The organism is Ruegeria sp. YTSA064 (assembly GCF_059610325.1).
The window spans coordinates 15,897-37,222 of record NZ_JBXWNK010000007.1 but is presented as its reverse complement, the minus strand read 5'-3'; the positions used below and the strand labels follow the sequence as shown (position 1 = coordinate 37,222).

The 21,326-nt window shown below is 55.5% G+C and carries 19 protein-coding genes and 1 pseudogene; 4 read left to right on the top strand and 16 right to left on the bottom strand.

All coding sequences use genetic code 11. From position 1 onward, the window contains the following. Nucleotides 1-22: 22 nt before the first annotated feature. Nucleotides 23-838, bottom strand: a complete 816-nt coding sequence (cpaB, locus tag AC2FI7_RS11660) for a Flp pilus assembly protein CpaB (protein ID WP_480652607.1) — start codon at nt 836-838, stop codon at nt 23-25. Between the two features lie 134 nt (nt 839-972). Beyond that, entirely contained in the window at nt 973-1,146 is a 174-nt protein-coding gene (locus AC2FI7_RS11655; protein WP_170772191.1) for a Flp family type IVb pilin, read from the bottom strand. 396 nt (nt 1,147-1,542) lie between these two features. Between AC2FI7_RS11655 and AC2FI7_RS11650 the strand changes: the two are divergent. Together AC2FI7_RS11650 and AC2FI7_RS11645 are read left to right on the top strand one after the other, a co-directional pair. Next, nucleotides 1,543-2,250 (top strand): annotated as a pseudogene (locus AC2FI7_RS11650) (IS5 family transposase); the annotation flags it as partial. Next, a complete protein-coding gene (locus AC2FI7_RS11645; protein WP_496833421.1) occupies nt 2,186-2,392 on the top strand; it encodes a hypothetical protein in 207 nt (68 codons plus the stop codon). The pseudogene AC2FI7_RS11650 and the gene AC2FI7_RS11645, both read left to right, overlap by 65 nt. Here AC2FI7_RS11645 and AC2FI7_RS11640 read toward each other — a convergent pair. The 12 genes from AC2FI7_RS11640 to AC2FI7_RS11585 form a co-directional block, all read right to left on the bottom strand. Next, nucleotides 2,385-4,166 (bottom strand): thiamine pyrophosphate-binding protein, encoded by a 1,782-nt coding sequence (locus AC2FI7_RS11640; protein ID WP_496816061.1) that lies wholly within the window; start codon nt 4,164-4,166, stop codon nt 2,385-2,387. The two genes, AC2FI7_RS11645 and AC2FI7_RS11640, sit on opposite strands and share 8 nt — an antisense overlap. After that, nucleotides 4,166-5,575 carry an aldehyde dehydrogenase family protein gene (locus AC2FI7_RS11635; RefSeq protein ID WP_496816060.1) on the bottom strand — a complete coding sequence of 470 codons (1,410 nt, stop codon included), beginning with the start codon at nt 5,573-5,575 and terminating at the stop codon, nt 4,166-4,168. The genes AC2FI7_RS11640 and AC2FI7_RS11635 overlap by 1 nt, the downstream gene beginning before the upstream one ends. After that, entirely contained in the window at nt 5,556-6,470 is a 915-nt protein-coding gene (locus AC2FI7_RS11630) for a sugar phosphate isomerase/epimerase family protein (protein ID WP_319546031.1), read from the bottom strand. Before AC2FI7_RS11630 ends, AC2FI7_RS11635 begins: the two co-directional genes overlap by 20 nt. A 154-nt stretch (nt 6,471-6,624) precedes the next feature. After that, on the bottom strand, nt 6,625-7,815 hold the full coding sequence (locus AC2FI7_RS11625; RefSeq protein WP_010443517.1) for a Gfo/Idh/MocA family protein: 1,191 nt from the start codon (nt 7,813-7,815) through the stop codon (nt 6,625-6,627). Continuing rightward, nucleotides 7,808-8,482: a hypothetical protein gene (locus AC2FI7_RS11620; RefSeq protein ID WP_010443516.1), complete on the bottom strand. Its 675-nt coding sequence runs from the start codon at nt 8,480-8,482 to the stop codon at nt 7,808-7,810. Before AC2FI7_RS11620 ends, AC2FI7_RS11625 begins: the two co-directional genes overlap by 8 nt. Next, nucleotides 8,472-9,659 carry a Gfo/Idh/MocA family protein gene (locus AC2FI7_RS11615; protein ID WP_120981263.1) on the bottom strand — a complete coding sequence of 396 codons (1,188 nt, stop codon included), beginning with the start codon at nt 9,657-9,659 and terminating at the stop codon, nt 8,472-8,474. Before AC2FI7_RS11615 ends, AC2FI7_RS11620 begins: the two co-directional genes overlap by 11 nt. Beyond that, nucleotides 9,649-10,464: a citryl-CoA lyase gene (locus tag AC2FI7_RS11610; RefSeq protein ID WP_010443514.1), complete on the bottom strand. Its 816-nt coding sequence runs from the start codon at nt 10,462-10,464 to the stop codon at nt 9,649-9,651. Before AC2FI7_RS11610 ends, AC2FI7_RS11615 begins: the two co-directional genes overlap by 11 nt. Next, nucleotides 10,464-12,353: a bifunctional sugar phosphate isomerase/epimerase/4-hydroxyphenylpyruvate dioxygenase family protein gene (locus AC2FI7_RS11605; RefSeq protein WP_496816059.1), complete on the bottom strand. Its 1,890-nt coding sequence runs from the start codon at nt 12,351-12,353 to the stop codon at nt 10,464-10,466. The genes AC2FI7_RS11610 and AC2FI7_RS11605 overlap by 1 nt, the downstream gene beginning before the upstream one ends. Next, nucleotides 12,353-13,648, bottom strand: coding sequence for a TRAP transporter large permease (locus AC2FI7_RS11600; protein ID WP_010443512.1), 1,296 nt, complete (start codon nt 13,646-13,648; stop codon nt 12,353-12,355). Before AC2FI7_RS11600 ends, AC2FI7_RS11605 begins: the two co-directional genes overlap by 1 nt. Next, nucleotides 13,645-14,220, bottom strand: a complete 576-nt coding sequence (locus AC2FI7_RS11595; protein WP_010443511.1) for a TRAP transporter small permease — start codon at nt 14,218-14,220, stop codon at nt 13,645-13,647. Before AC2FI7_RS11595 ends, AC2FI7_RS11600 begins: the two co-directional genes overlap by 4 nt. A gap of 29 nt (nt 14,221-14,249) precedes the next feature. Next, a complete protein-coding gene (locus tag AC2FI7_RS11590) occupies nt 14,250-15,260 on the bottom strand; it encodes a sialic acid TRAP transporter substrate-binding protein SiaP (RefSeq protein ID WP_010443510.1) in 1,011 nt (336 codons plus the stop codon). Between the two features lie 102 nt (nt 15,261-15,362). After that, entirely contained in the window at nt 15,363-16,445 is a 1,083-nt protein-coding gene (locus AC2FI7_RS11585; protein WP_496833402.1) for a Gfo/Idh/MocA family protein, read from the bottom strand. Between the two features lie 209 nt (nt 16,446-16,654). Between AC2FI7_RS11585 and AC2FI7_RS11580 the strand changes: the two genes are divergently transcribed. After that, on the top strand, nt 16,655-17,308 hold the full coding sequence (locus AC2FI7_RS11580; RefSeq protein WP_010443508.1) for a GntR family transcriptional regulator: 654 nt from the start codon (nt 16,655-16,657) through the stop codon (nt 17,306-17,308). Between the two features lie 523 nt (nt 17,309-17,831). Here AC2FI7_RS11580 and AC2FI7_RS11575 read toward each other — a convergent pair. Next, nucleotides 17,832-18,299, bottom strand: coding sequence for a lytic transglycosylase domain-containing protein (locus tag AC2FI7_RS11575; protein WP_037322138.1), 468 nt, complete (start codon nt 18,297-18,299; stop codon nt 17,832-17,834). A 108-nt stretch (nt 18,300-18,407) separates the two neighbouring features. Beyond that, on the bottom strand, nt 18,408-19,394 hold the full coding sequence (locus AC2FI7_RS11570; RefSeq protein ID WP_010443506.1) for a DMT family transporter: 987 nt from the start codon (nt 19,392-19,394) through the stop codon (nt 18,408-18,410). A gap of 243 nt (nt 19,395-19,637) precedes the next feature. Between AC2FI7_RS11570 and AC2FI7_RS11565 the strand changes: the two genes are divergently transcribed. Next, nucleotides 19,638-21,248 carry an arylsulfatase gene (locus AC2FI7_RS11565; RefSeq protein ID WP_010443505.1) on the top strand — a complete coding sequence of 537 codons (1,611 nt, stop codon included), beginning with the start codon at nt 19,638-19,640 and terminating at the stop codon, nt 21,246-21,248. The last annotated feature ends 78 nt before the right edge of the window (nt 21,249-21,326 follow it).

Sequence of the window (21,326 nt, the reverse complement as noted above, 5' to 3'; positions counted from 1 at the left end):
GTCGAAACCTTCGTTGGTCGATTCAGTTGATGATGGATTCTGTCACTTCGGTGCCGCGGCGGACCCGGACTATGGTTTTACGCACCGGTTCTTTGATGTCCTGCGCAACAACCGGCTCATCAATCAGAAGATCGTTAAGTCGCGTCATGGTCAGCGTCTTGTCCTCGGTGTCATCAATAGACCGCAAGGTGAGGCTCAGCCGACCGGCACGTTGCGCCAGAGCAAGGCGCTGGACCTGATCCGGGGTAACGGCAACAGTAACCGTACGTGCAACAACGGGTTGGTCGGTCTGTTCGTCAGATTCCTGATCAACACCAATGACCCTGATGTTTTGCAAAATTGTGACGGCGTGCATGTCTCTTTTTTCGCCAGTGGTCATTACTACATCGACCCGATCACCGGGGGTGACAAAGCCCCCTACGGCGGTTTCGGCATCAACCTCAATGGCCATGGCGCGATGATCTGCGCCCAGCGTCTGAACGATGGTGACCTTTTCACCAAAGTCGGAAACCTTGCTGTTCAGGATCAGTTCACCCTGAGCAATTGCGCGACGAGCGCGACGGGTCGGCATGCTGGCCGCCGCAATCAGGTCGTCGTAATCTGTAAAGACGCCCGCGGGTACAGCACCACGGGGCCAGTCAATGGTTGTCAGCGCGCCGGGCTCGATTTCTTCACCAAACGAAATATCGCGCGATGCGACGACCACGCTCACCATCTCGCTCTGGGCCTCGACATTTGCGGACTGAGCGTCAAATTGAATGTAATCCCGAGCGACGTAAACCGACCCTCCGGCTACGACCAGGCCCGTCAATGCAGTGAAAATGGCAGAGAGTCTCATCTGGTGCTCCTTCAGCTATTTCCTGGCGTTTTTCGAATGAACCGATCTGAACGGTTGCACTTTGCCAGCGGATCAAAAAATTTATCCTGGGCGATAAGCACGCGGAGCCGGGTGCACCGCGTGCTTTGTCTTAATTAAGGAATCAGGGTTTCCGCGTTGGTGAACTGACCGTTAACGTCGGCGCCCAAAGCGGTCAGAGTGGCCACTGCAATCGCCGTGACAATGGTCAGGGCGACGCCGTATTCCACGATGGTCGCGCCGCTTTCGTCGCGTGCCATGGTCTTCATCATTACATAAAGCTTCAACATTTTACTCTCCTAGTTAACTCACTAGTTACTCATGGATGCCGCCCAAATTCGCGGCGTTCTAACCCCCCCATACGGACGGAGCCTTCCACAAGGTTAGGTCCCGCCATCAGGGCGCCGCATCCTCCAAACCACGGAGAAATACACGTCAAGATTGTAAGATTTGGCAGTTTGGCCGGTTCTTTGCCGCAAATTGGCCCGATTCCTTAACGGAATCTGAATGGCCAGATCCGTGATTCTTTCCCAACTGACGGGCCGCTAATTGCGGTGCCCGGCGGCTTTGCTGCACAAATGGACTGAAGGATTCACCTCATGAATCCAGCATGATAGCCGAGAGACACGACCCGTTGGAACCGGACGAAGTACAAGACCGGGAACTGGCCTTCGTACAATACCGCATTGAAAGAACGAGGATCGCTTTCGATCTGGTTTGATCCTGAGATGGATTGGACACCGCCACCTTCTGCCAGGCGCGGCCGTCACCAGAGTTTCAGCGACGCCGTGATCCAAGCGTGTCTGACCCTGTTCTGTTCGGGATGCGGCTTAGGCAAACCGCAGGCTTCGTGGGCAGTCTCTTGCGGCTGACTGGCTTGTGGACTGGGCCGTGCCTGATTTCAGTGCCCTGTGCCGCCGTAAAAGAACGTTGAACGTGAGCCTTCCGTATCGTGGCGGATGCGGCCCGCTGCATCTGCTGATCGACAGCACCGGCATCAAATCTGAAGGCGAAGGAGAAAGAAATTCCCGCAAGCATGGTAACCCTAAGCGGCACATTTGGCGTAAAATACACGTAGGCATCTACGAGGAAACACTGGAAGTGCACGCCGTTGAAGTTACCAAAAGCAACGCCGGACACGCGCCATTACTTCCCGAGTTGCTTGATCAAAACCACTAGATCAGAACATCGGGTCAGTGACCGCAGACGAGGCATACGACGCGCGCAAATGCTACGGCGCGATTGTCGCCCGCAATGCCCACGCCATCATCCCGCCACGCAAGAACTCCAAGCCATGGAACCCCACATCCGCCTGTGCTATTGCCCGAAATGAGGCGGTCACTGCATCTCGATACCGGGGCCGCGCTATCTGGCAACGGTGGAGCGGGTATCACCACTTGCAGAACGGCACTGCTGACGCATTCGAGTGGCGTTGCTATTCGCCATCTGCAATTGGTGGCAGCAAGTCCGCACCATTTCTTAGCGGGTCAACTGGAACCCTCGATGGAGTGTGCCGCGCGCAGCCTATTTATGTAGCGACGTGAGAAACGTCTTTGTCCGGCGAATAAATATCCAAGATGTTCCAATGTCCGGTTGTTGGCGTCGGGTTGTTGATCATCGGGACATCCAAAACCGTTGGCTTGCCACTGGCGATTGCCGCCTCCAATGCGGGCAACAACTCGTCAGCAGCGCTGAGCCTGTGTCCTTCTGCACCATAGGCCCGCGCTATGTCGGCATAGCCCGGCCCGTTTGCGGGCGCTTCGGCTGATCCGGGGAAGGTCGTTCCATAGGTCAGGCCGTAATGCGCTTTTTGCAGTCCTGCGATGGTCCCGAACGCGTTGTTGTTCATCACAAGCCAGATGATGCCCAGATCAAGTTCGACAGCTGTTGCTAGCATTGACGGGTTTTGACCAAACCCACCATCGCCGACCAGGCTAAGCACCACCCGATCAGGTGCCGCCAGTTTCGCACCGATCGCACCCGGGGGTCCAAAACCCATCGTAGCGAACCCGCCCGGTGTTAGGATCGAGCCGGGAGTCAGGATATCGAACTGTTGCCCAACTCCGTTCTTGTTCCATCCAACATCAGTGGTGATGATGGCATCTTCAGGCAGTGCCTTGCGGGTATCCGCCAGAATACGCTCAGGCATCATCGGAAAGGCAGATGAGATCGCCATTTCCAAGTTACGCGCTTTGAAGTCCGTTCGGAAGTCAGCGATTTTCTGTTCCAGCGCAGGGCGCTTGAAACCGTCCGGATACATCTCACGGGCCACCCGATTGAGCACACGAAGCGCGGCTTTAGCGTCGGCGACGACACCGATCTCGGTGGGATAGTTTCGGCCGATCTCTTGCGGTTCGATGTCAATGTGAATGACCTTGGAACCGGGAATATTGAACGTGTAGCCGGGATACCAGCTGGAACAATCGGCCTCTTTGAACCGGGTGCCCACGGCAAAGATGTAATCCGCATTCAGGCAGGACTGGTTGACCAGTTCGGTGCCCCAAAACCCGGTCATACCCAGTACAAGCGGATGATCGTCTCGCAACGCACCTTTACCCATCAGGGAATGCGCGACGGGCAGACCCATATGTTCAACAAACTCGCGCAACTCCTCGCTCGCCTGCGCCAACAGGATACCGCCACCGACATAGGCAACCGGGTTTTCGGCCTTCGCCAGTGCTTCGACAATCTCTCGTGCTGATTCATCGTCAATCGACGGTTTCTTGAGCGCGCGTGTATTGTCGCGGATACGGTCGAAACTGTCCGAGGGGATCACCTCGGAGAAGATGTCCATCGGCACGTTGACCAGCACCGGTCCGGGCTGGCCGCTTTCGGCAAGATGGAATGCTTTCTCCAGGATTTCGGCCATCAAGTCTGCCCGGTCCACCCGCCATGCACGTTTCACGAAGGGGCGATAGATCTCCCACTGGGCGGCGTCCGCGTGCAGGTTCACCTCCTGATGCGGATGCTTGCCGTAGTAATGCGTGGGAATGTCACCTGCGATCACGACCATGGGGATACAATCCAGCGCCGCGTTGGCGACCCCCGTGGCGCAGTTTGTCAAACCTGGGGAGAGGTGAGACAAGACCACCGAGGCCTTGCCCGTCACGCGGGCATATGCATCCGCCGCGTGGCTGGCGATTTGTTCGTGTCGTACTGTGACGAAATCAATCGGGCTTTCCGCCAGCGCAGCCAGAACCGCGATGTTCGTGTGGCCGCACAGGCCGAAAACGTGCTTGACCTCACGGCGTTCGAGAAAGTCAACGATATGTTCGGCAACGGTTTTACCTTCCAATTTCGCTCCGTCCATCACGCGACCTCCTGTCCGTAGAATTCACCGAACAGGTCCGGTTCCGAGGGGCGATCCTCGGGGATCGGGCGGCTGACCCAGGTGTAGTTCATCATATGTTTCATTGTGACGTTTTCATTGGTGATGTTGCCGCCCCAGATGCCGCAACCAAGGCTGCTGGTCATGGGCATGCCATTGGTCCAGGCACCTGCGTTGGCTTTGGACTGAGGCTGTCGCACCATCATTCGGCTGACCGGAGCCAGACGCGCGAGCCGATCGATATGATCGTCATTGTGGCTGTAGATGCCGCAGGAATGGCCCTTGCCCCCGGTGTTGTAAATCTGGCTGACTGTTTCAAGCGCGTCATCGAATGTGTCGAAGTGATACAGCGCCATCAGCGTGGTCAGCTTTTCCTTGGAAAACTTGTGTTGCGGCCCGATTTGCCCCTGGTTTTCAACCATCAGGAATTTACGGTCCTCGGGAATCGAGAACCCGGCAACCTTGGCCGTTTGCTGCGGCGGGCAGGCGATGGTCGGGAACGTGCGGTTGCCCTTTTCATCCCACATGGCGGCTTCGAGCATGGCCTTTTCTTCATCAGAACACAGATACCCGCCTTCGGCCTTCAGCGCTTTGACCATATCGTCGTAGACCGATCGCTGGATAATGATGTTACCGTCGGCCGAACAACCCGAGCCAAAGTCAGAGGTCTTAGAGATGCGAGTGTTCTGCGCGGCGATGTCTAGATCGGCTGTCTCATCGATGACAATGGACGAATTGCCCGCGCCGACGCCATAGGCCGGACGCCCTGAACTGTAGGCCGCTTTGACCATGGGTTTGCCACCCGTTGCCAGTGTTAGATCACAAATTTCCATCAGATGCTGCGTCAACGGGATCGACGGTTTGCGGATCGACTGGAACAGGTCTTCGGGGGCACCGGCGGCGCGGCAGGCTGCGCGCATGACCTCGACCATCTCAAAGGTGGTATGGGCGGTTCGCGGGTGCGGGCTAAAGATGACGGCATTCCTGGCGTTCGCGGCGGACACGCCGGTCACCGGTGGTGTCATCGCAGGATTGGTCATCGGGATCAGAGACGCGATCACACCGGCAGGTTTGGCATATTTAACCAGGCCCTTTTCTTCGTCGACTTCGACGATACCGGTCGATGGCGTGCGCAGAACATCGCGCAGCACCATGTGAATCTTGAACCGCTTTGCTGGACGTCCCGCACGATCTCCGATACCGCTCTCGTCCACGCCTTGCTGGGCCAGACGCGTGAAGGTTTTCTCGTTTCCTGCGTACCACGCAATGGCCTGAGACAGGCGGTCCAGCCTGTCCTGATCCCAATCCTCGATCTCGGCCATGGCAGCGCGGGCGCGTGCCAGCATATCGGCCGCCATATTGCGGTCGTTTTCAGTGAGCTCTTTGCCCATGATAATCCTCTTGGTGTTTTGGAATTGCTGCATCGGGCATACGGCGCTGTGACCGCGCCTCGCCGAATGTTCGCTTGGCGTGGCTGAGACAGCGACGCGCGTGTTCTTCATACCCCAACTCGGCAACGCGACTTTGGTTGGGCAGTTCAATAGAATAATCGACGGGAGGCATCCGTTCGATGATGCCGGTGAAGTCAATCCAGCCTTCGCCAGGATAGAGCCGCGCATCGCGGGCAAGTTGGATCATGCCCTCGCGCGTATCAGCGATGCCGGGCAGGCAATCAGAGATGTGCAGGAAGTGAAACAGGTCCGAAGGGACGTGCAAAAGCTCCCCGAGATCCACTCGGCTGAGGTGCAGATAGAGCGTGTCGACCAGAATACCACCATTCGGCTGATCAGAGGCGCGGACAATATCCAGCGCCTCATCCAGAGTACGAAGGCGGGAAAAGCTTGGGAACTCAAGGTCCACCGTCAGTCCATAGGGTGCTGCCAGTTCGCAGGTCTCAGAATAGACGTCGATCAGAAAGTCACGATCATCGCGGGTGTTGGTCCACGCGCTCATGATCATGCGTTTGGCGCCGAGTTCCCCGCCGATTTCCAACGAGCGCTCAAAGCTGCGCGGGTCCACGTCTTCGGTGATGCGCGCAATCTCAACATCAAGGACTTTTAGGCCGGTTGTCGAAAGAGCCGTCTTGGTGGCCTGCACCTGCGCCTTGTCGATCGGGGATTGGGTGAATTCACCGGGCACATGCATCGGAATGAACCGGGGACTGACGGCATCGTAACCGGCCCGCGCGGCGATATAGACCAGCTCGGGCGGCGTACAGCCAATCAGCGTCAGATGCGCCAAGGAATAGAGAGAGGGGCCTGCGCCAGCCTCTTCGGGTTTCACCATGAACGACAGCTCCACGTGTCTGCGAATCTAGAATTCATCACACGTAGTAAAAAATATCTGATATTTTTTAAAATATCAACTTTTAATACTGAGCAGGAAATGAAAATGCCCGGGCCCTAGCCCGAGCGTGCTTAACCTTCGTATTGGCAAAGCTTTAGATAGTGACCCAGTCGCCTCCGGACTGGTGAGAGCGCACAGAGGCATCAATGAATCGAACACCGTCTGCGCCTTGATCGACACTGGGATAAGAGAGCCAATCGGCCGGAACGGTAACGCGATCCCGACGCGCGGCGACGGCCATGGCAAATTCCGTATAGAGATTTGCCCAGGCTTCGATAATCCCTTCGGGGAAGCCGCGCGCCGTACGGATCAGACGTTCCGCACCGGGGCCGATGCCATGCCCGTGACCTCGGCTGATGATACGATCCGGCTCACCGAACCGATTGAACTTCAGCTGTTCCGAATTCTCCAAGTCCCACTCGAGGCCTCCTTCGCTACCGAATATCCGCAACCGCAACCCACCCCGATTTCCGGGGGCAAGGCGCGTCGCCATCAGGGTTCCCGGAACTTTATTTTGGTAACGGGTGAACATGAAAACTGTGTCTTCCAAAGGCTTTGGCGCGCCGCAGACATGAAACTCGGCCCTCAGGTCGGTCATTGGCAGGCCCGAGACAAAACTTGCAAGATGCGCGGCATGGGTGCCGATATCGCCGACACAACTGGTCGGGCCAGAAATCTCTGGGTCCAGCCGCCACTTTACATGAGGCGCATCGGCCACATCTTCGGGCGTCATCCAGTCTTGCATAAACTCAACATGGATTTGGTTGATCTTGCCGATGCCGCCTTCTGCAACGATCTGCCTGGCTTGCCGGATCACTGGAAAGCACGACATCGCATATCCGACGGCAAAGACCTGCCCCGTGCGCGCGGTGATCTCCTCAAGCCCCTCGGCCTCGGCGACTTCGTTGGTCAGGGGCTTGTCGCACATCACGTCAATGCCCGCCTCCAGAAACGCTTTGGCCGCTTTGAAATGAACGTGGTTTGGGGTCGTGATCATGACGGCATCTACGCCATCCGGGCGCGCCGCCTCGGCCTGTGCCATCTCGTCGAATGACGCATAGCACCGGTCGGCCGGCAAGAACCATTCGGCCCCGCGCACCTTGCTGCGCGCAGCGTCAGAACTGAGCGCGCCTGCGGCGACCTCCCACCGGTCGGTCATCCGAGCAGCCGTTGCTTGCGTGACCGAGATCCGTCCTCCACCAACAACGCCCAGCCGCAAACGGCGAGACAAGCGAGGAAAGGGGCCGTCAAAGTTCAGGTCTTCGGGTAAAAGTCTCTCAGCCATTCTGAACCTCCATTTCCGGGACCAGTGCGCCCTCGGGCAGGATTTCAACCGCCATGAAGATGCTGGGGGTAATCGTCTCGTATTGATGCCAGGGATAGTTGCCTTCGGTGTCATACATCGGTTTGTGCGTCGTCCCCGGGGCCATGAATTCTTCGAGATAAAGGGTCTCGACATCCCGTTCCCGGCATTGCTGCATTTTGCCAAAGCCAACGATCTGCGTATGCACTTCGCGGAACCCCGGCACAGGGCAGAACGGATGATCCTTATGCAATCCGACATTCAGCGGAACCGAACCGGAATGGTACATGGTCAGTCCAACATTGCCCACGAATACCTTCGGCGACATGTAATGGCTGACACCGCGCAGACGCTCCTCTTGGCGGATATCAAAAGCAGAAGGCCACGTAGCCTTTGCCTTTGCGAACAGCGCGTCGTCATCACCGTGTGCGTCAAAGTCGCGGATTATCACCGCGCGCTCCACGTTGTTCAAAATACTGGCTTGCACGATAACGGACGAAAGCGGTGCAACGGTTTGATCCTCGACCGAAAGGTCCCGTCCCCCAAGGTTCAGAACAATTGCGCGACCCTCGACAGATATCCCGTCTTCATCGGTGATGTGCTGGACGCGAAAGAATGGCTCGGCAAAGTCGAGTGTCTCAACCGGCATGGGCCAGCTCCTTCCTCTCATTCATCAGAAAATCAACCGGTAAAGGCTCGGGTGCCTCGCAACGGCTTGCGATTGTCTGATAAGCTCCGAATTTCGGTGCCTGTTCAATCGCATCCATGACCTCGAAAACGTGGTAGGCAAGTGCTCCACTTGCACGCGGTTGGCGTCCTTCTTGTGCCGCCAGGGCAAGATCCAACAGACCGAGACCACGGCTGTCTTCATTGAACCCATGTTTGTTTTCGACCACCTGCCAGCCTTCGCGACCGGTTGGACGAGGCTGATGAGACCAGCGCGAGGTGTCCCGCGTTTTCAGCCAGACATCGCCTTGAAAGATGTTGGCACCATGAACCGGGTCAGGGTCAGGGATGCTGATGGTTCCGTCTTCGCCATAGATCTCGAACCGGGGTGTTTCGCTGTCCCAGACATCAAAACTCATTGTCATTGACCCGATGGCGCCGGATGAGAACTGAAGCAGGCTCAGGGAATGCGTGTCGACCTCGACATCCATCCACTCTCCTTTGCGTGGACCGTTTTCGATCATCCGCTTGTCAAAGGTGCGACGGGCCATTCCGGCGACCCGGTCAACGGGCCCTAGACAACAAATCATGGCGGTCAGATAGTAAGGTCCAAGGTCCAGCAAAGGGCCACCACCGGCCTTGTAGTAAAAATCCGGATTGGGGTGATGACGTTCCGTGCCGTGTGTTCCGACATGGGCAAATACCCCTGTTGGTTTGCCGATGGCGCCTTCATCAATCAAACGCCGAACGGTCTGCCAACGACCGCCCAGAAAGGTGTCGGGCGCGCAACCGACCAACAGCCCCTTTTCAGTGGCCATGTGCAGGATCGCCTTGCCATCCGTTCGATTCATGACCAGCGGCTTTTCGGAATAGACATGTTTGCTCGCCTCCAACGCGCGCAAACTGATTTCCGCATGCGCCGCCGGAATTGTCAGATTCAGAACGCAGTCAATCGTCGGATCAGCGAACACCTCATCCGGCGTGCAGGCCTTGGCTATGCCATATTGATCCGCCTTGGCGCGGCTTTCCGAAGGATCAAGGCTTGCACATGCCGCAACCTCTACGTTCGAAAATTTTGATAGTGTTTTTAGATAGATATCGCTGATACGACCACAGCCGATAAGGCCGACCCGGAAGGATTTCGATGTCTCACGTGTCATCATTCCTGTCTTCGTAGAGGGGTAGGTATTTCGGGGGCATGGGCCCTTTATTGCGACCGCCCTGCCCCATCTGTTCCCACGCGTGGGCGAGTATTCCGACCGAGCGGGAGAGGCAGAACAACCCTCGCGACAAGGGCGCAGGGAAGCCAAGTTCACAGAAGATCACGGCTGTCGCGCCGTCGATATTCATGGCAATCGGCCGACCGCCGCGTTGGCGGCCAAGCTCGGCCTGAACCTCTTCTCCGATATCGGCAAAGCGGCCAGAAACTGTGCCTTCTGTCGCCGCATCACGAACAAGTTGCATCAATCGTGGTGCGCGTGGGTCGACGGGCTTGTGAAAACGGTGGCCAAAGCCCGAGACGATCTTGCCGTACATCTCGCGCCAGCTGCCCAGACCGTCCTGTACAGCATCATTCAGCGATGCCCCAGCATCCATGCGTTCTGAAATATCATAATAAAGCTCGGCGCACTGTTCGCCTGCTCCGCCATGCACATCGCCCAGCATGTTCACCGCAGTCGCCATAGCATTATTGAGACCGAGGCCGCAGGTGGCGGCCATACGCGCCGCCGCGATCGAGGGGGCCTGTGGACCGTGATCCACGCCTGCGACCAAAGCGGCCTCGAACAGGCGCGCTTGTGCGTCGCTGGGCAGATCGCCCCGCACCATCAGCCAGATCATCTGAGGGAAGGAAACGTTCCCGATCAGGTCCTCGATGGGATGGCCACGAAACGCGATCTGGCCGGGCTTCATGTCGATGATTGAGGTGCGCCACCATTGGCGCACAGCTTGCTCGTCGCTCGTCATTATGTTTGCACCTCTTTCATCGTCTGGGTTTTGCTTTGCGCGGCAAGGCGAATGGGCGCGTTGCGCGCGCCATAACCAGCATAGCCCATACGGCGTTCAACGATTTCGAAGAAGAAGCCGTTAAAGATCGGGCGGCTATAGATCTGAAAATACTCTGCACCCGCTGCCCGGTCGTAGAGAATGTTGCCCTCTCGCAGTTGGGCGATCAGATCATCATCCAATCCGAAGGTCGCTTGCAGATCGGCGTAGTAGTTCTCTGGGATCGTCAAACTGGGAAAGCCGGATTTACGCAGCTGATCCGACGTTTCAAAAATATCGTCCGACTGGAAGGCGATGTGCTGAACACCGGCCCCAAATCCATCTTCAAGGAATGACGCTGCCAGAGTTCTGCGCCCAACGGCCCCGTTCAGGTTCAGGCGCACTTCGCCTTCGGGACTTTCGATAGCCTGGCTTTGCACGACACCGGACGGGTCGGCGACGTTCACGATAGGAGACTTTGCCATCTCAAAAGTTGAAATGTAGTAAAGCAGCCAGCTTTGCATCTCATCATGGCGCATTGTCTGTGCCAGATGGTCGATACGGCGCAGACCAGCAGGCTGGGTCGCCTTGGTTTTCGCAACCGGCTCAAACTCGATGTCCCATACCCGATGCAGATCGGATTTCTCATCGATGAAATGAACGACATTGCCACCGACACCTCGGATGGCTGGGATATCCAACTCTCCGGTCCCCACCGGCTGAGAGAAATCAGGAGCGCCCAGCGCGGTCGCGCGCTGAACCGTCTGATCCGCGTCTTTGACGCGCAATCCCATGTCACAAACCGAGGGACCATGGCCCAGGAACGCCGAATGGGCAAAACCTTCCTTTTCGGTATTCACAACGATGTTTATCGCGCCCTGCCGCCACAGCTCGACGGACTTGGTGACGTGTTTTCGCTCCATTCGAAAACACATTGCTGACAGCATGTCTGCCAGCTGCGCGCCGCTTGTTTCATCCGCTGTAAATTCGACGAACTCAAAGCCTGACGCATAGACGCGTTCCGGTAGATCCGGGATGCCGTAGTCGGTTCCCGGCTCGGTCCGGGATACCTCATCCAGGAGGTTCACCAGCGATCTGTAACAGTCACGCGCCAGCGTTTGACCACCGGGTTGCGGCGCTGCTTCGTTGACACGTGCAATGGACCAAGGCCCCGTGTATCCGGCGCGGGACAGCACCCGTACGAAGCCCGCTAGGTTCAGCGATCCAAGCCCCGGCAAGAGCCCGAAATGCCGCTTGAGCCTGCGGATATCCATTTCAAGCCGGGGTGCATCGGACAGTTGCACATGGAACAGGCGCTCTCCGGGAATGTCTCGAAGGCGCGCGGGCTTGGACCCGTCAGCCAGCGAGAAAAAGGAGTTTAAGGCCAACCCGAAATGCGGGCTGTCAATCGCCTCGACAATGCGCAGCGCCTGCGCGTCCGAGTGGATGAGGTCGGACCAGGGCAAGCCCATATAGGCCAGACGTACACCCATCGCCTTTGCAATCTCGGTCGCTTCCCCGAGGTCAGTGATCACCTGATCTTCGGTGGCGTCGGCCTCCACCTCAAAAGCTGAACCAATGAGCAGTAGTTCTGTGCCCAACTCACCCATCAGATCGAGTTTGCGTTTCAACCGATCAAAAGCGCGCTGTCTACCGCCGCCAGATTGACCTTCAAGGTTATGGAACGGTTGCAGCAGGCAGATTTTCAATCCGAGGTCTGAGGCAATGTCCCGGATTTGCGATGGTGACCCGTCAAAGGCAGTCAAATCCGGTTCACGCAGTTCAACCCCGTCAAATCCGGTCCCGGCTATGGCATGCAGTTTCTCAACCAAATCGCCGGGGATGGATGTTGTCGAAACCGACAGGCACATTACCCCTGGTACCCAAACATGCGCGGCAACCACAGGACCAGATCCGGCATTAGCATCATTATCACTAGAGCGAAGATGAGAACCGCGAGGAAGGCCCAAATTTCCGAGATGATTTCGCGCAGCGGAATGTCCGTCACGGCGTTGATCACAAAGAGTAGAATGCCATAAGGCGGCGTGATCAGACCGATCATCGAGTTCACGACAACCAGCACTCCGAAATGCACCAGATCAATCCCAAGCGCTTCGCAGGTTGGAATGAACAGGGGCACGATCACCAGAATGATCGTTGTTGCATCCAACACACAACCCAGCGCAAGGATCAGCAGGTTAACCAGGATCAGGAACACAATCGGACTGACATCCGATCCCTCCAGCAAGGCCGAGATCGACTGTGGAATTTGCTCCTGAATGACGATGAAATTCAGGATGAACGCACCACCGATCACAACTCCAACAGCTGCCGACGAACGGGCACTGTCAACAAAGACCTGATAGAGACCACGGAACGACAGGGCGCGATAGAAGAACGCTGCCAACAGCAGGGCATAGAATGCGGCCACCGCGGCGGCCTCGGTAGGTGTGGTGACACCCCCGTAGATACCGTAGAGCAGGATCGCGGGCATCAACAGCGCAGGAAACGCGTTGGCGGTTTTTGCAGGCAACTCGCGCAGAGGAATGGGTTCTTCCAGGGCAAAGTTTCGCTTTCCAGCCAGATAGTAGTTCATCGCCATCAGAACGACGCCCATGATCAGGCCCGGCAGAATACCAGCTAGGAACAACGACCCGATAGACGCCTTGGAGACCAGCGCATAAAGAACCATCGGGATCGAGGGCGGAATGATCGGGCCGATCGTCGCCGACGCCGCAGTGATTGCGGCTGCATAGCCCCGGCTGTAACGGCCATCTTTGGTCATCATCTCAATGATAATCTTGCCGATGCCTGCCGCGTCCGCGACAGCCGAGCCAGACATGCCTGAGAAAATCAATGACGCAACCACGTTGACGTGTCCGAGGCCGCCCTTGAACCGCCCGACCGCAGCGACGCAGAAGTTCAGCAAGCGGTCGGTGATCGACCCCGCGTTCATGATATTGGCGGCGACTATGAACAAAGGCACGGCAAGCAGGATCGTGCTTTTGTAGAAGCCCTGCAGGATTTTTTCACCCGCCAGCGCGACATCCAGACCAGCGACCCCCAGATACATCAGTGACGCCAAAAGGATGGAATAGCCGATAGGGGTCCCGATGCCTGCCAGAACAAAAAGGGTTAGCAGGCAGGAAAGAAGTTCAAAACTCATTTGCTTGCGTCCTCGTCGTCTTCCACATCAACGCGGGGGTGATCGTCGACCACGTTGTATCCCACGACCATTTCAAGTTCGGTTTTTGGTGGGCCGTTGCGCATGATGTCAAAGAACAGCCATGCATACCGCGCAGCTACGACCAGCATGAACACGGCATAGATCGAAAAAACGGTGCGCAGAGGTATCTTCTCACCCGAGAAGGGATTGCGAACGGTCGCGGTCTTGCGGATTTTCATCCAGTCGATGTAGTCCCAAGTTGGCAGAAAGCTGTAGAGCATCCCAACCACGATTGCTGCAGCCGCCAGCATTGCAAAGATCTGACGGACGCGTCGGGGCACAGACAGATAGATAATGTCGAATTTTACGTGATCCCGCTCGCGCACGATGAAAGCGCAGCTGAAAAAGATCACCCAGACCCAGAGGATGCCGATCAATTCAAGCGTCCATCCTGCAGGGGTAAAGAAGTACCGCAGCAGGATTTGCAGTAGGAAGATCAGGAAGATTGCCGCCAGCATCCCGCCGGCAATCGCTTCGGTAAGTCGGGAGAACCCCTTTATGAAGTCTTTCATTGCGGTTCTCCCTCCCTTGCAATGCAGGCTTAGTTGCCCAGAGCGTTGATCTTATCCAAAACGCCTTCGGGCCACGAACCGGCGAATTCGCTGTCCAGATACATGGATTGCACTTGATCGCGGAACGCTGCGAGATCGGGTTCGTAGATCTCCATGCCCTGCTCTTTCAGGAAGCTTACAAGATCCTCTTCTTTCTGAAGCTGCTTTTGGCGACCCGATTCAGCAGCTGCATCTGCAGCTTCTTGAACCTTAGCTTGCTGTTCAGGGGTCAGGCTGTCCCAAACCTCTTTGCCGATGGCAATATAGTTCAGGTCCACCAGATGTGACGTTAGAACGATCTGGTTGGTCACTTCGTAGAACTTTGCGTCCACAACGGTCGGTAGCGGGTTGTCCTGACCGTCAACAGCACCGGTCGACAACGCAGTGTAGACCTCCGAGAACGCCATTGGTGTCGGAGCCGCACCCAGAGCCTTACCCAGGAACTGCCATGCATCAGTGCCGGGCATCCGCAGGTTCACACCTTCCAAGTCGGCCGGTGTCGAAACCGTCAATTCATCTTTGGGCTGGCGCAGGTTTACCTGGCGACGACCCAGATACATCACCGACAGCAATTTGACGCCCAGCTCTTCTTCGGCCTTCTGCTTGAAGGCATCCATCAAGGGATCGTTGAAAACAGCAACCTGATGCGCGGCGTCCTGATGGACATAGCCTGCGGTGAAAATCGAAAACTCGGGGAAGAACTGTGCCAGTTCCTGCGCCGAGGTGATCGACATTTCCAGGTTACCGCGGCTGATCGCGTCCAACTCGGTACCTTGTGCAAAGATGGTGCCGTTATAGCTGGGCTCATAACTCGCGAAATCGGCGACCATCGGTGCGAAAACTTCGGCCATGGCAACCGAACGCTGATCGGTTTCCGACCCCGAGGTTGCGAGGCGAAGTTGCACTTTATCCTGCGCCAGCGCTGCACTTGTTGCGCTGAACAGAACACCGGTGGCGACCAGGGCTGACACAGCAGCCCGGCGTGTAAGTTTGAAAGTCACTTTTTTCCTCCCTGAGACATCATTGATGCTTCTTTTTTGACGATTCCAAGTTTTGACCTATTTTGGACATTTTGCAAGATTTTTTACAAAATATCTGATATTTTATACAACCGAAACATTTGCGATCGGTGCTTGCTGAAACCTTTCTATCCTGATCGTTTCGCCTGTTCTGCAAGAATTCTGAATAGCCTCAATGACTTGAAGCGTTCTAAAACCTTCCCATCCCGATACGATCGGCTCGGCTTCGTGCCGGGCCACTTCAACAAAATGCCTAAGTTGATTGACCAACGGGTCAGAGGCGCCCTTCTTGAGCGCTGTGGACGAAATGGGGGTCCACCAATCTCTTTGCTCACCCCGATAGCTCCAGAGCCGGAGGTCAGGGACGGATAGCGACCCATGAGAGCCACCGATCATGTAGCTGCTTTCAGTGGTTGATGGATAGATTGGATATTCCTGAGACGTCATCTCCCAACTCCATGGCGCGACGATGCTGTCAGACACGCTTATGGTGCCAATGGCCCCGCCTTCGAACGTCAGCAACGCGCCAGCAACATCCTCGTTGTCGTAGCCGCGCTGCGATGCAGCCGATTGCGCCTGAACGGTTACGACCTCTCCGGCCAGATACCGCAGAAGATCGACGTCATGGACAAGATTAACCGAGATGGGTCCCGCGCCAGGTTTCTTTCGCCAGGGCGCAGTGTCAAAATACTCGTCGGGCTTATAGAACCAACAATTCGCATGGATTGCACGAACATCACCGATCTGCCCATCCGAAATCGCCTCCTTGGCCGATTTGATCAGTGGATTGTACCGGCGATGGTGTCCAACCATAAGCGGTACGTCTGCCTTCTCCGCCTCTTGAACAAGCTCTAGTGCCGCGGCAGCTTCTACGGCGATCGGCTTTTCCACGAGTATGGGGCAACCGTGCCGAATGCAAGTGAGGCCCTGCTCGACATGAAGTGTCGTTGGGGTCGCCAGCACAGCGCCGTCCGGGGTCTGATTGGCGAACATTTCTTCAAGCGTCTCGTAACACGCAACCCCATGTTCATCAGCATACGCGCGGCCTTCGTAGCTGGGGTCGACAAATGCAACAAGATCGACATGACGCAACGCACGGATTGCATCTGCGTGGCGACGTCCAACAAGGCCAATGCCGACGATGGCAATGCGAAAGTTCTGAGACACTTTGGTTCCTTCCGGAGGATCCAAAAAAGCTCTGGATCCGATGTTTGCGACTAGGCTGCATCGCCCAATTTGAACACGACCGTATTGGGGTTTTCCCGATTCCGCAATAATGTATGATATTTTTATTTTTACCATACATCAGTTTGGATTGCTGATGACCTTTAAAAATGATAGATGAACGAGGAAACCAAGAATATCGGGTGAAATGCATGGCGAAGCAGCCGTCTACGATAGGCGCAAGCACCTATCAGCGCATCAAACGGGATATCATTTTCGGAGAGTTGCAGCCCGGCTCGAAACTTAAGTTGGACGCTTTGAAAGAGCGGTACTCAGCAAGCCTTTCGACGCTTCGTGAAACGCTGAACAGGCTTGCCAGCGACGGGTTTGTCGAAGCTCCCGAGCAAAGGGGATTTCTGGTTACGCCAGTTTCCCGTGAAGACCTGACCGAGATCGCAGAGCTGCGCGCCCTGTTGGAATGCCACGCATTGGAATTGTCGATTGCAAACGGCGACACGGATTGGGAAGGCAACCTTGTCGCCGCGCACCATAAGCTGCACCTGATGGAACAGCAGCTGCTAAAAGGAGATGACTCTGAGAAAGAAACCTGGAAACGGTATGATTGGGAGTTTCACCAAGCCATGATCGCGGCGTGCAACTCCAGAAACCTTCTGACGCTGCACTCGATCATCTACGATAAATACCTGCGCTATCAAATGCTTGTACTAACCTATCGCGGCGAAGAAGCCGTCGAGGAGCATAAAGGCATGTTCAATGCCGCCTTGGCCAGAGACGCGGATACAGCCAAGAAGCTACTAGTGGATCATATCCGAAATGGCCTCGCGCATACGTTAGAGGCCATGTAGCCTGCCACAACTAATTGAATTGCTGTAGATCCACCCGCGAACGACTACGGACGCGTCTAAGAAGCAATGTAGGTGCGTGCTTAACGCTGCACTCCTATCATTGATTTTATTCAGAAAATTTGGGTGTCTTCGCCCATAATTTTGCATAGCACTTGCGCGTAAGCCTGCACGATTTGCCCATAAGTTTGCACGATTCACTATACGCGCTCAATTGTCGATTGTCGTAACGTGGCTCGATCAACTTGGACACACCAAACTCAATCTAAAGTGCATTCTTCTTGGAAGAATTCAATCCAAAACTGAACAACACAACTCAATTGCGAGGTTATGGTAGATCACTTTCAATGTAGCGCGGCTCGGTCGGTCTTCTCGCAGGCAGCCAGCTAGCACTTTGGCGACATACAAGTTTTGCAGCAGCTCTGCAAAACGCGCAAATACATGGCTCCGTAGTGCGAGCCCACTCTGTTTGGAGGAGCTTGGTTGCGGTTAATTGAAGCTCTATGCAGTTCCCACGAGAATGGCTTCATCCGCAGTACTTTCGCACCTCAGTATCCCTTAACCCGGTGTCCACAAGCATGCATCTGTTTCGCGCCTCGTAATAGTACCCGCGAGCATACCACATGACCGCTTCGGGCTCGTTTCCATCTGAAACCATCCAAGCTCCGCGCAAGTATTTCACGGCGTATGTCAGGTTGGTCTGAGCGTCCAAGAGGTCGGAAGGCTGCCCGCGAAATCCCATCTGGCGCGCTGTCGCAGGCAGAATCTGCATCAGGCCGTAGTATGGGCCATTTCGAGCATTGGGACGATAATCGCTTTCTCGTTGGATCACACGGTGTACTAGGCTGCGCGGTACTCCGTTTGCGTCCGCAGTTTCGTCGATCATCATACGCAGCTCAGGGGTCTCACCGGGATAAAGTCGGGTAATTGGCTCTGCGGGTTCCTTGCCGCAAGCGGTAATAAATAGCGCGGCAAGAATGACTGTGTATCGCATCAAAATTCTCATCTCATTAATTACAAGATTCATCAGCGCTCAATTACAATTGATATTCAATATCCCAAGGTATTTTTGAGCGGGATTTGGCCAGATTTGATTTGGCACCTAATACCGACGGTGCACTCTCTTTTCAGTAATGACATGCCTCTTTTTCTGACGCTCACGCAAAAAGACAAACAATCCTGACCCCAAGATCAGTGCGATACCGATAGCGACAGGCAGGTTTGGGAGCTCGCCCCAGATGACCCATCCCCAGAAAATGGCCATGGGAAGTCCGACATATTCAAACGGTGCCACTGTAGCTGCATCTGCCATGCGGTAAGCCTGGCCAAGGCAATACCCGATGATAGCAGAATTGAATCCTAAGCCGATAAACAACCAGCGATCAGACCCTTCGGGCCAAACCCAAGCCCGCAGCAAAAAGATCAAGCTTTCGTTCTCGAACTCGTTCGCAAAGCGCCCATCTCCTGCCACTGACCAGAACAAAAGGCTGACAACGATAAAGCACGCCTGAATGTAAACAGCCATTGCTGAGGCCTTGGACTTTGCGCCAAGGAAACGGGTTAGCACGTTGTTGAGGGCATAGGTGAAAGCAGCAAGAACCGGTAGGGCATACATCAACAAACCAACTTCACGCTCTCCACCGGCCTCCCATGGACGGGTCATGATCACTACGCCCAAAAATCCGACAAGCACGGCACCAATCCGCATCGGCCCAACTTTTTCGCCAAGCAATGGGATACTCAGCAATGTGATCATCAAGGGGGCTACGAAGAAAACAGCGGTGGCTTCTGCCAGCGGCATTACCGCCAGGGCCGTAAAAAATGTCAGGTTGGCAATGACAATCAGCAGGCCCCGCAAAAGGTGAAGTCCCGGCTGATCGGTTTTCAGGATGCGCCAACCGCCCTCCATCTGGACAAGGGCAAAGCTGAACCCGATCCCGATCAACGATCTTGTAAACACCATTTGGTGCAAGGGGTAACCGCCAGACAGGAATTTGATCAGCATATCATTGATAGAAATCGCCAATATTCCGATCAGCACGAACACAATACCAGCTGTCGGGTTATGTAGTTTTTGTTCCGCTGTCATGAAGTGCCCTTTCACAGGGCCACTACCATGGGTCAAAGAATAGGTCACGTCGCTTTGCGACACGGCGGTTCGCTCAAATATCCGCGACGTGTATCAGGAGCCGCTTCCATTCTCGCTCTCTAAGCCACTGTGCCGACTGCCGTGGTCGGCAACCTCCCTCTCCCCACTATCGTCGCGTCGCTTGGAGACAAGATCATCACCGATAGTGAGGTAAGCTCATAAGTGCAGCAATGGAGCCCCCGAATGCCGACAAGAAAACGACCGAATGTGATACTGATCCTGGCTGATGATCTGGGTTTTGCAGATTTGGGTGCCACCGGATCGGAAATTCGCACCCCAAATATCGATGGCCTTGCAAGAGATGGTGTGCTGCTTACAGCAATGTATAACTGCGCTCGCTGTTGTCCTACGCGGGCATCTCTTTTGACCGGGTTGTATCCACACAACGCCGGCGTGGGTCACATGGGGGCCGACCTGGGCACGCCCGCATACCAGGGGTTTTTACGTAATGACAGCGCCACCATAGCGGAACACCTACGTGCAGGTGGCTATCGGACATTGATGTCAGGCAAATGGCATGTCGCCGGAGATTTCATGGCGCGCGAAGTTGACAGCTGGCGGGTTGGTGATGTTGAGCATCCGACGCCGAGACAGCGTGGTTTTGATCGCTTCTATGGGATCGTCGATGGCGTCACCCACTTCTTCTCGCCGCATTACATGCTCGAAGATGACAGCCGTGTCATGACATTCCCGGATGACTTCTATTTCACAGATGCAATCACGGACAACGCAATTGAAATGATCGAGGAAACACCCGACGGCCAGCCTTTTTTTCTTTATCTCGCGCATACTGCACCACATTGGCCCCTGCATGCCCATCCCGAGGACATCGCTCGCTATGACGGGGTGTATTCAGGCGGCTGGGACACAATCCGTACCGCACGGCACGAAACCATGAACAGCATGAACCTGTTTCATAGAAACTGGGAAATTTCTCCACGTAATGTTGCCGTTCACCCCTGGGAGGCCGAACAGAATACCGATTGGGAGGCACGAAAGATGGCCACCTATGCTGCAATGGTAGACCGGATGGATCAATCTATCGGTAGACTTATCGCTGCGTTAAAGCGTTTGGGGCAGTTCGAAGACACCTTGATTTTTTTCCTGTCCGACAATGGTGGCTGCGCTGAATTCATGGCGGAAGACGGATGGGCAAAGTTCTTCCCGGATACCACAAATGACGGCCGCCCCATTGAAATGGGAAACCGCCCCGACGTGATGCCGGGCGGTGCCCAGACATACCAGAGCTACGACAAGCCGTGGGCGAATGTCTCGAATGCGCCGTTTCGGTTGTTCAAGCACTACGTTCATGAAGGCGGTATATCGACGCCGCTAATAGCGCACTGGCCCAATGGGTTTGCCTCAGAAGCAAACGCGCACGCCGCCTGTCATGTCGTTGATGTGTTACCCACTATTTTGGAGGCAACGGGATGCCAGTATCAAAGTGAGGTAGGTGGTCACGAGATTCAGCCTATGCAAGGGCAGTCGTTGATGGACCTGTTCCGCGGCAAAGATTGGGCGCGAGATGAGCCTATCTTTTTCGAACATGAAGGAAATTCGGCAGTACGGCTGGGTCAGTTCAAACTTGTCAGGCAGCATGGGCAAGATTGGGAACTCTATGACATCGAAGCGGATCGCACTGAGTTGACTGATTTGAGAGGGAGCAACGCCGAATTGGAGGCACACCTGATTAGTCAATACAATAACTGGGCCAAACAGACAGGTGTTATGGATTGGGATCTTGTGCTTCCGAGGCTGCTAGCGGCTTGGAAAATTGAAACAGCAGAGGGATAGTTGGCTTAACGCAGGGATCATAACCGTCCATCTCTGTACTCCAAGTAAATGACTGCCCTCAGCCCAAACCGGACACTC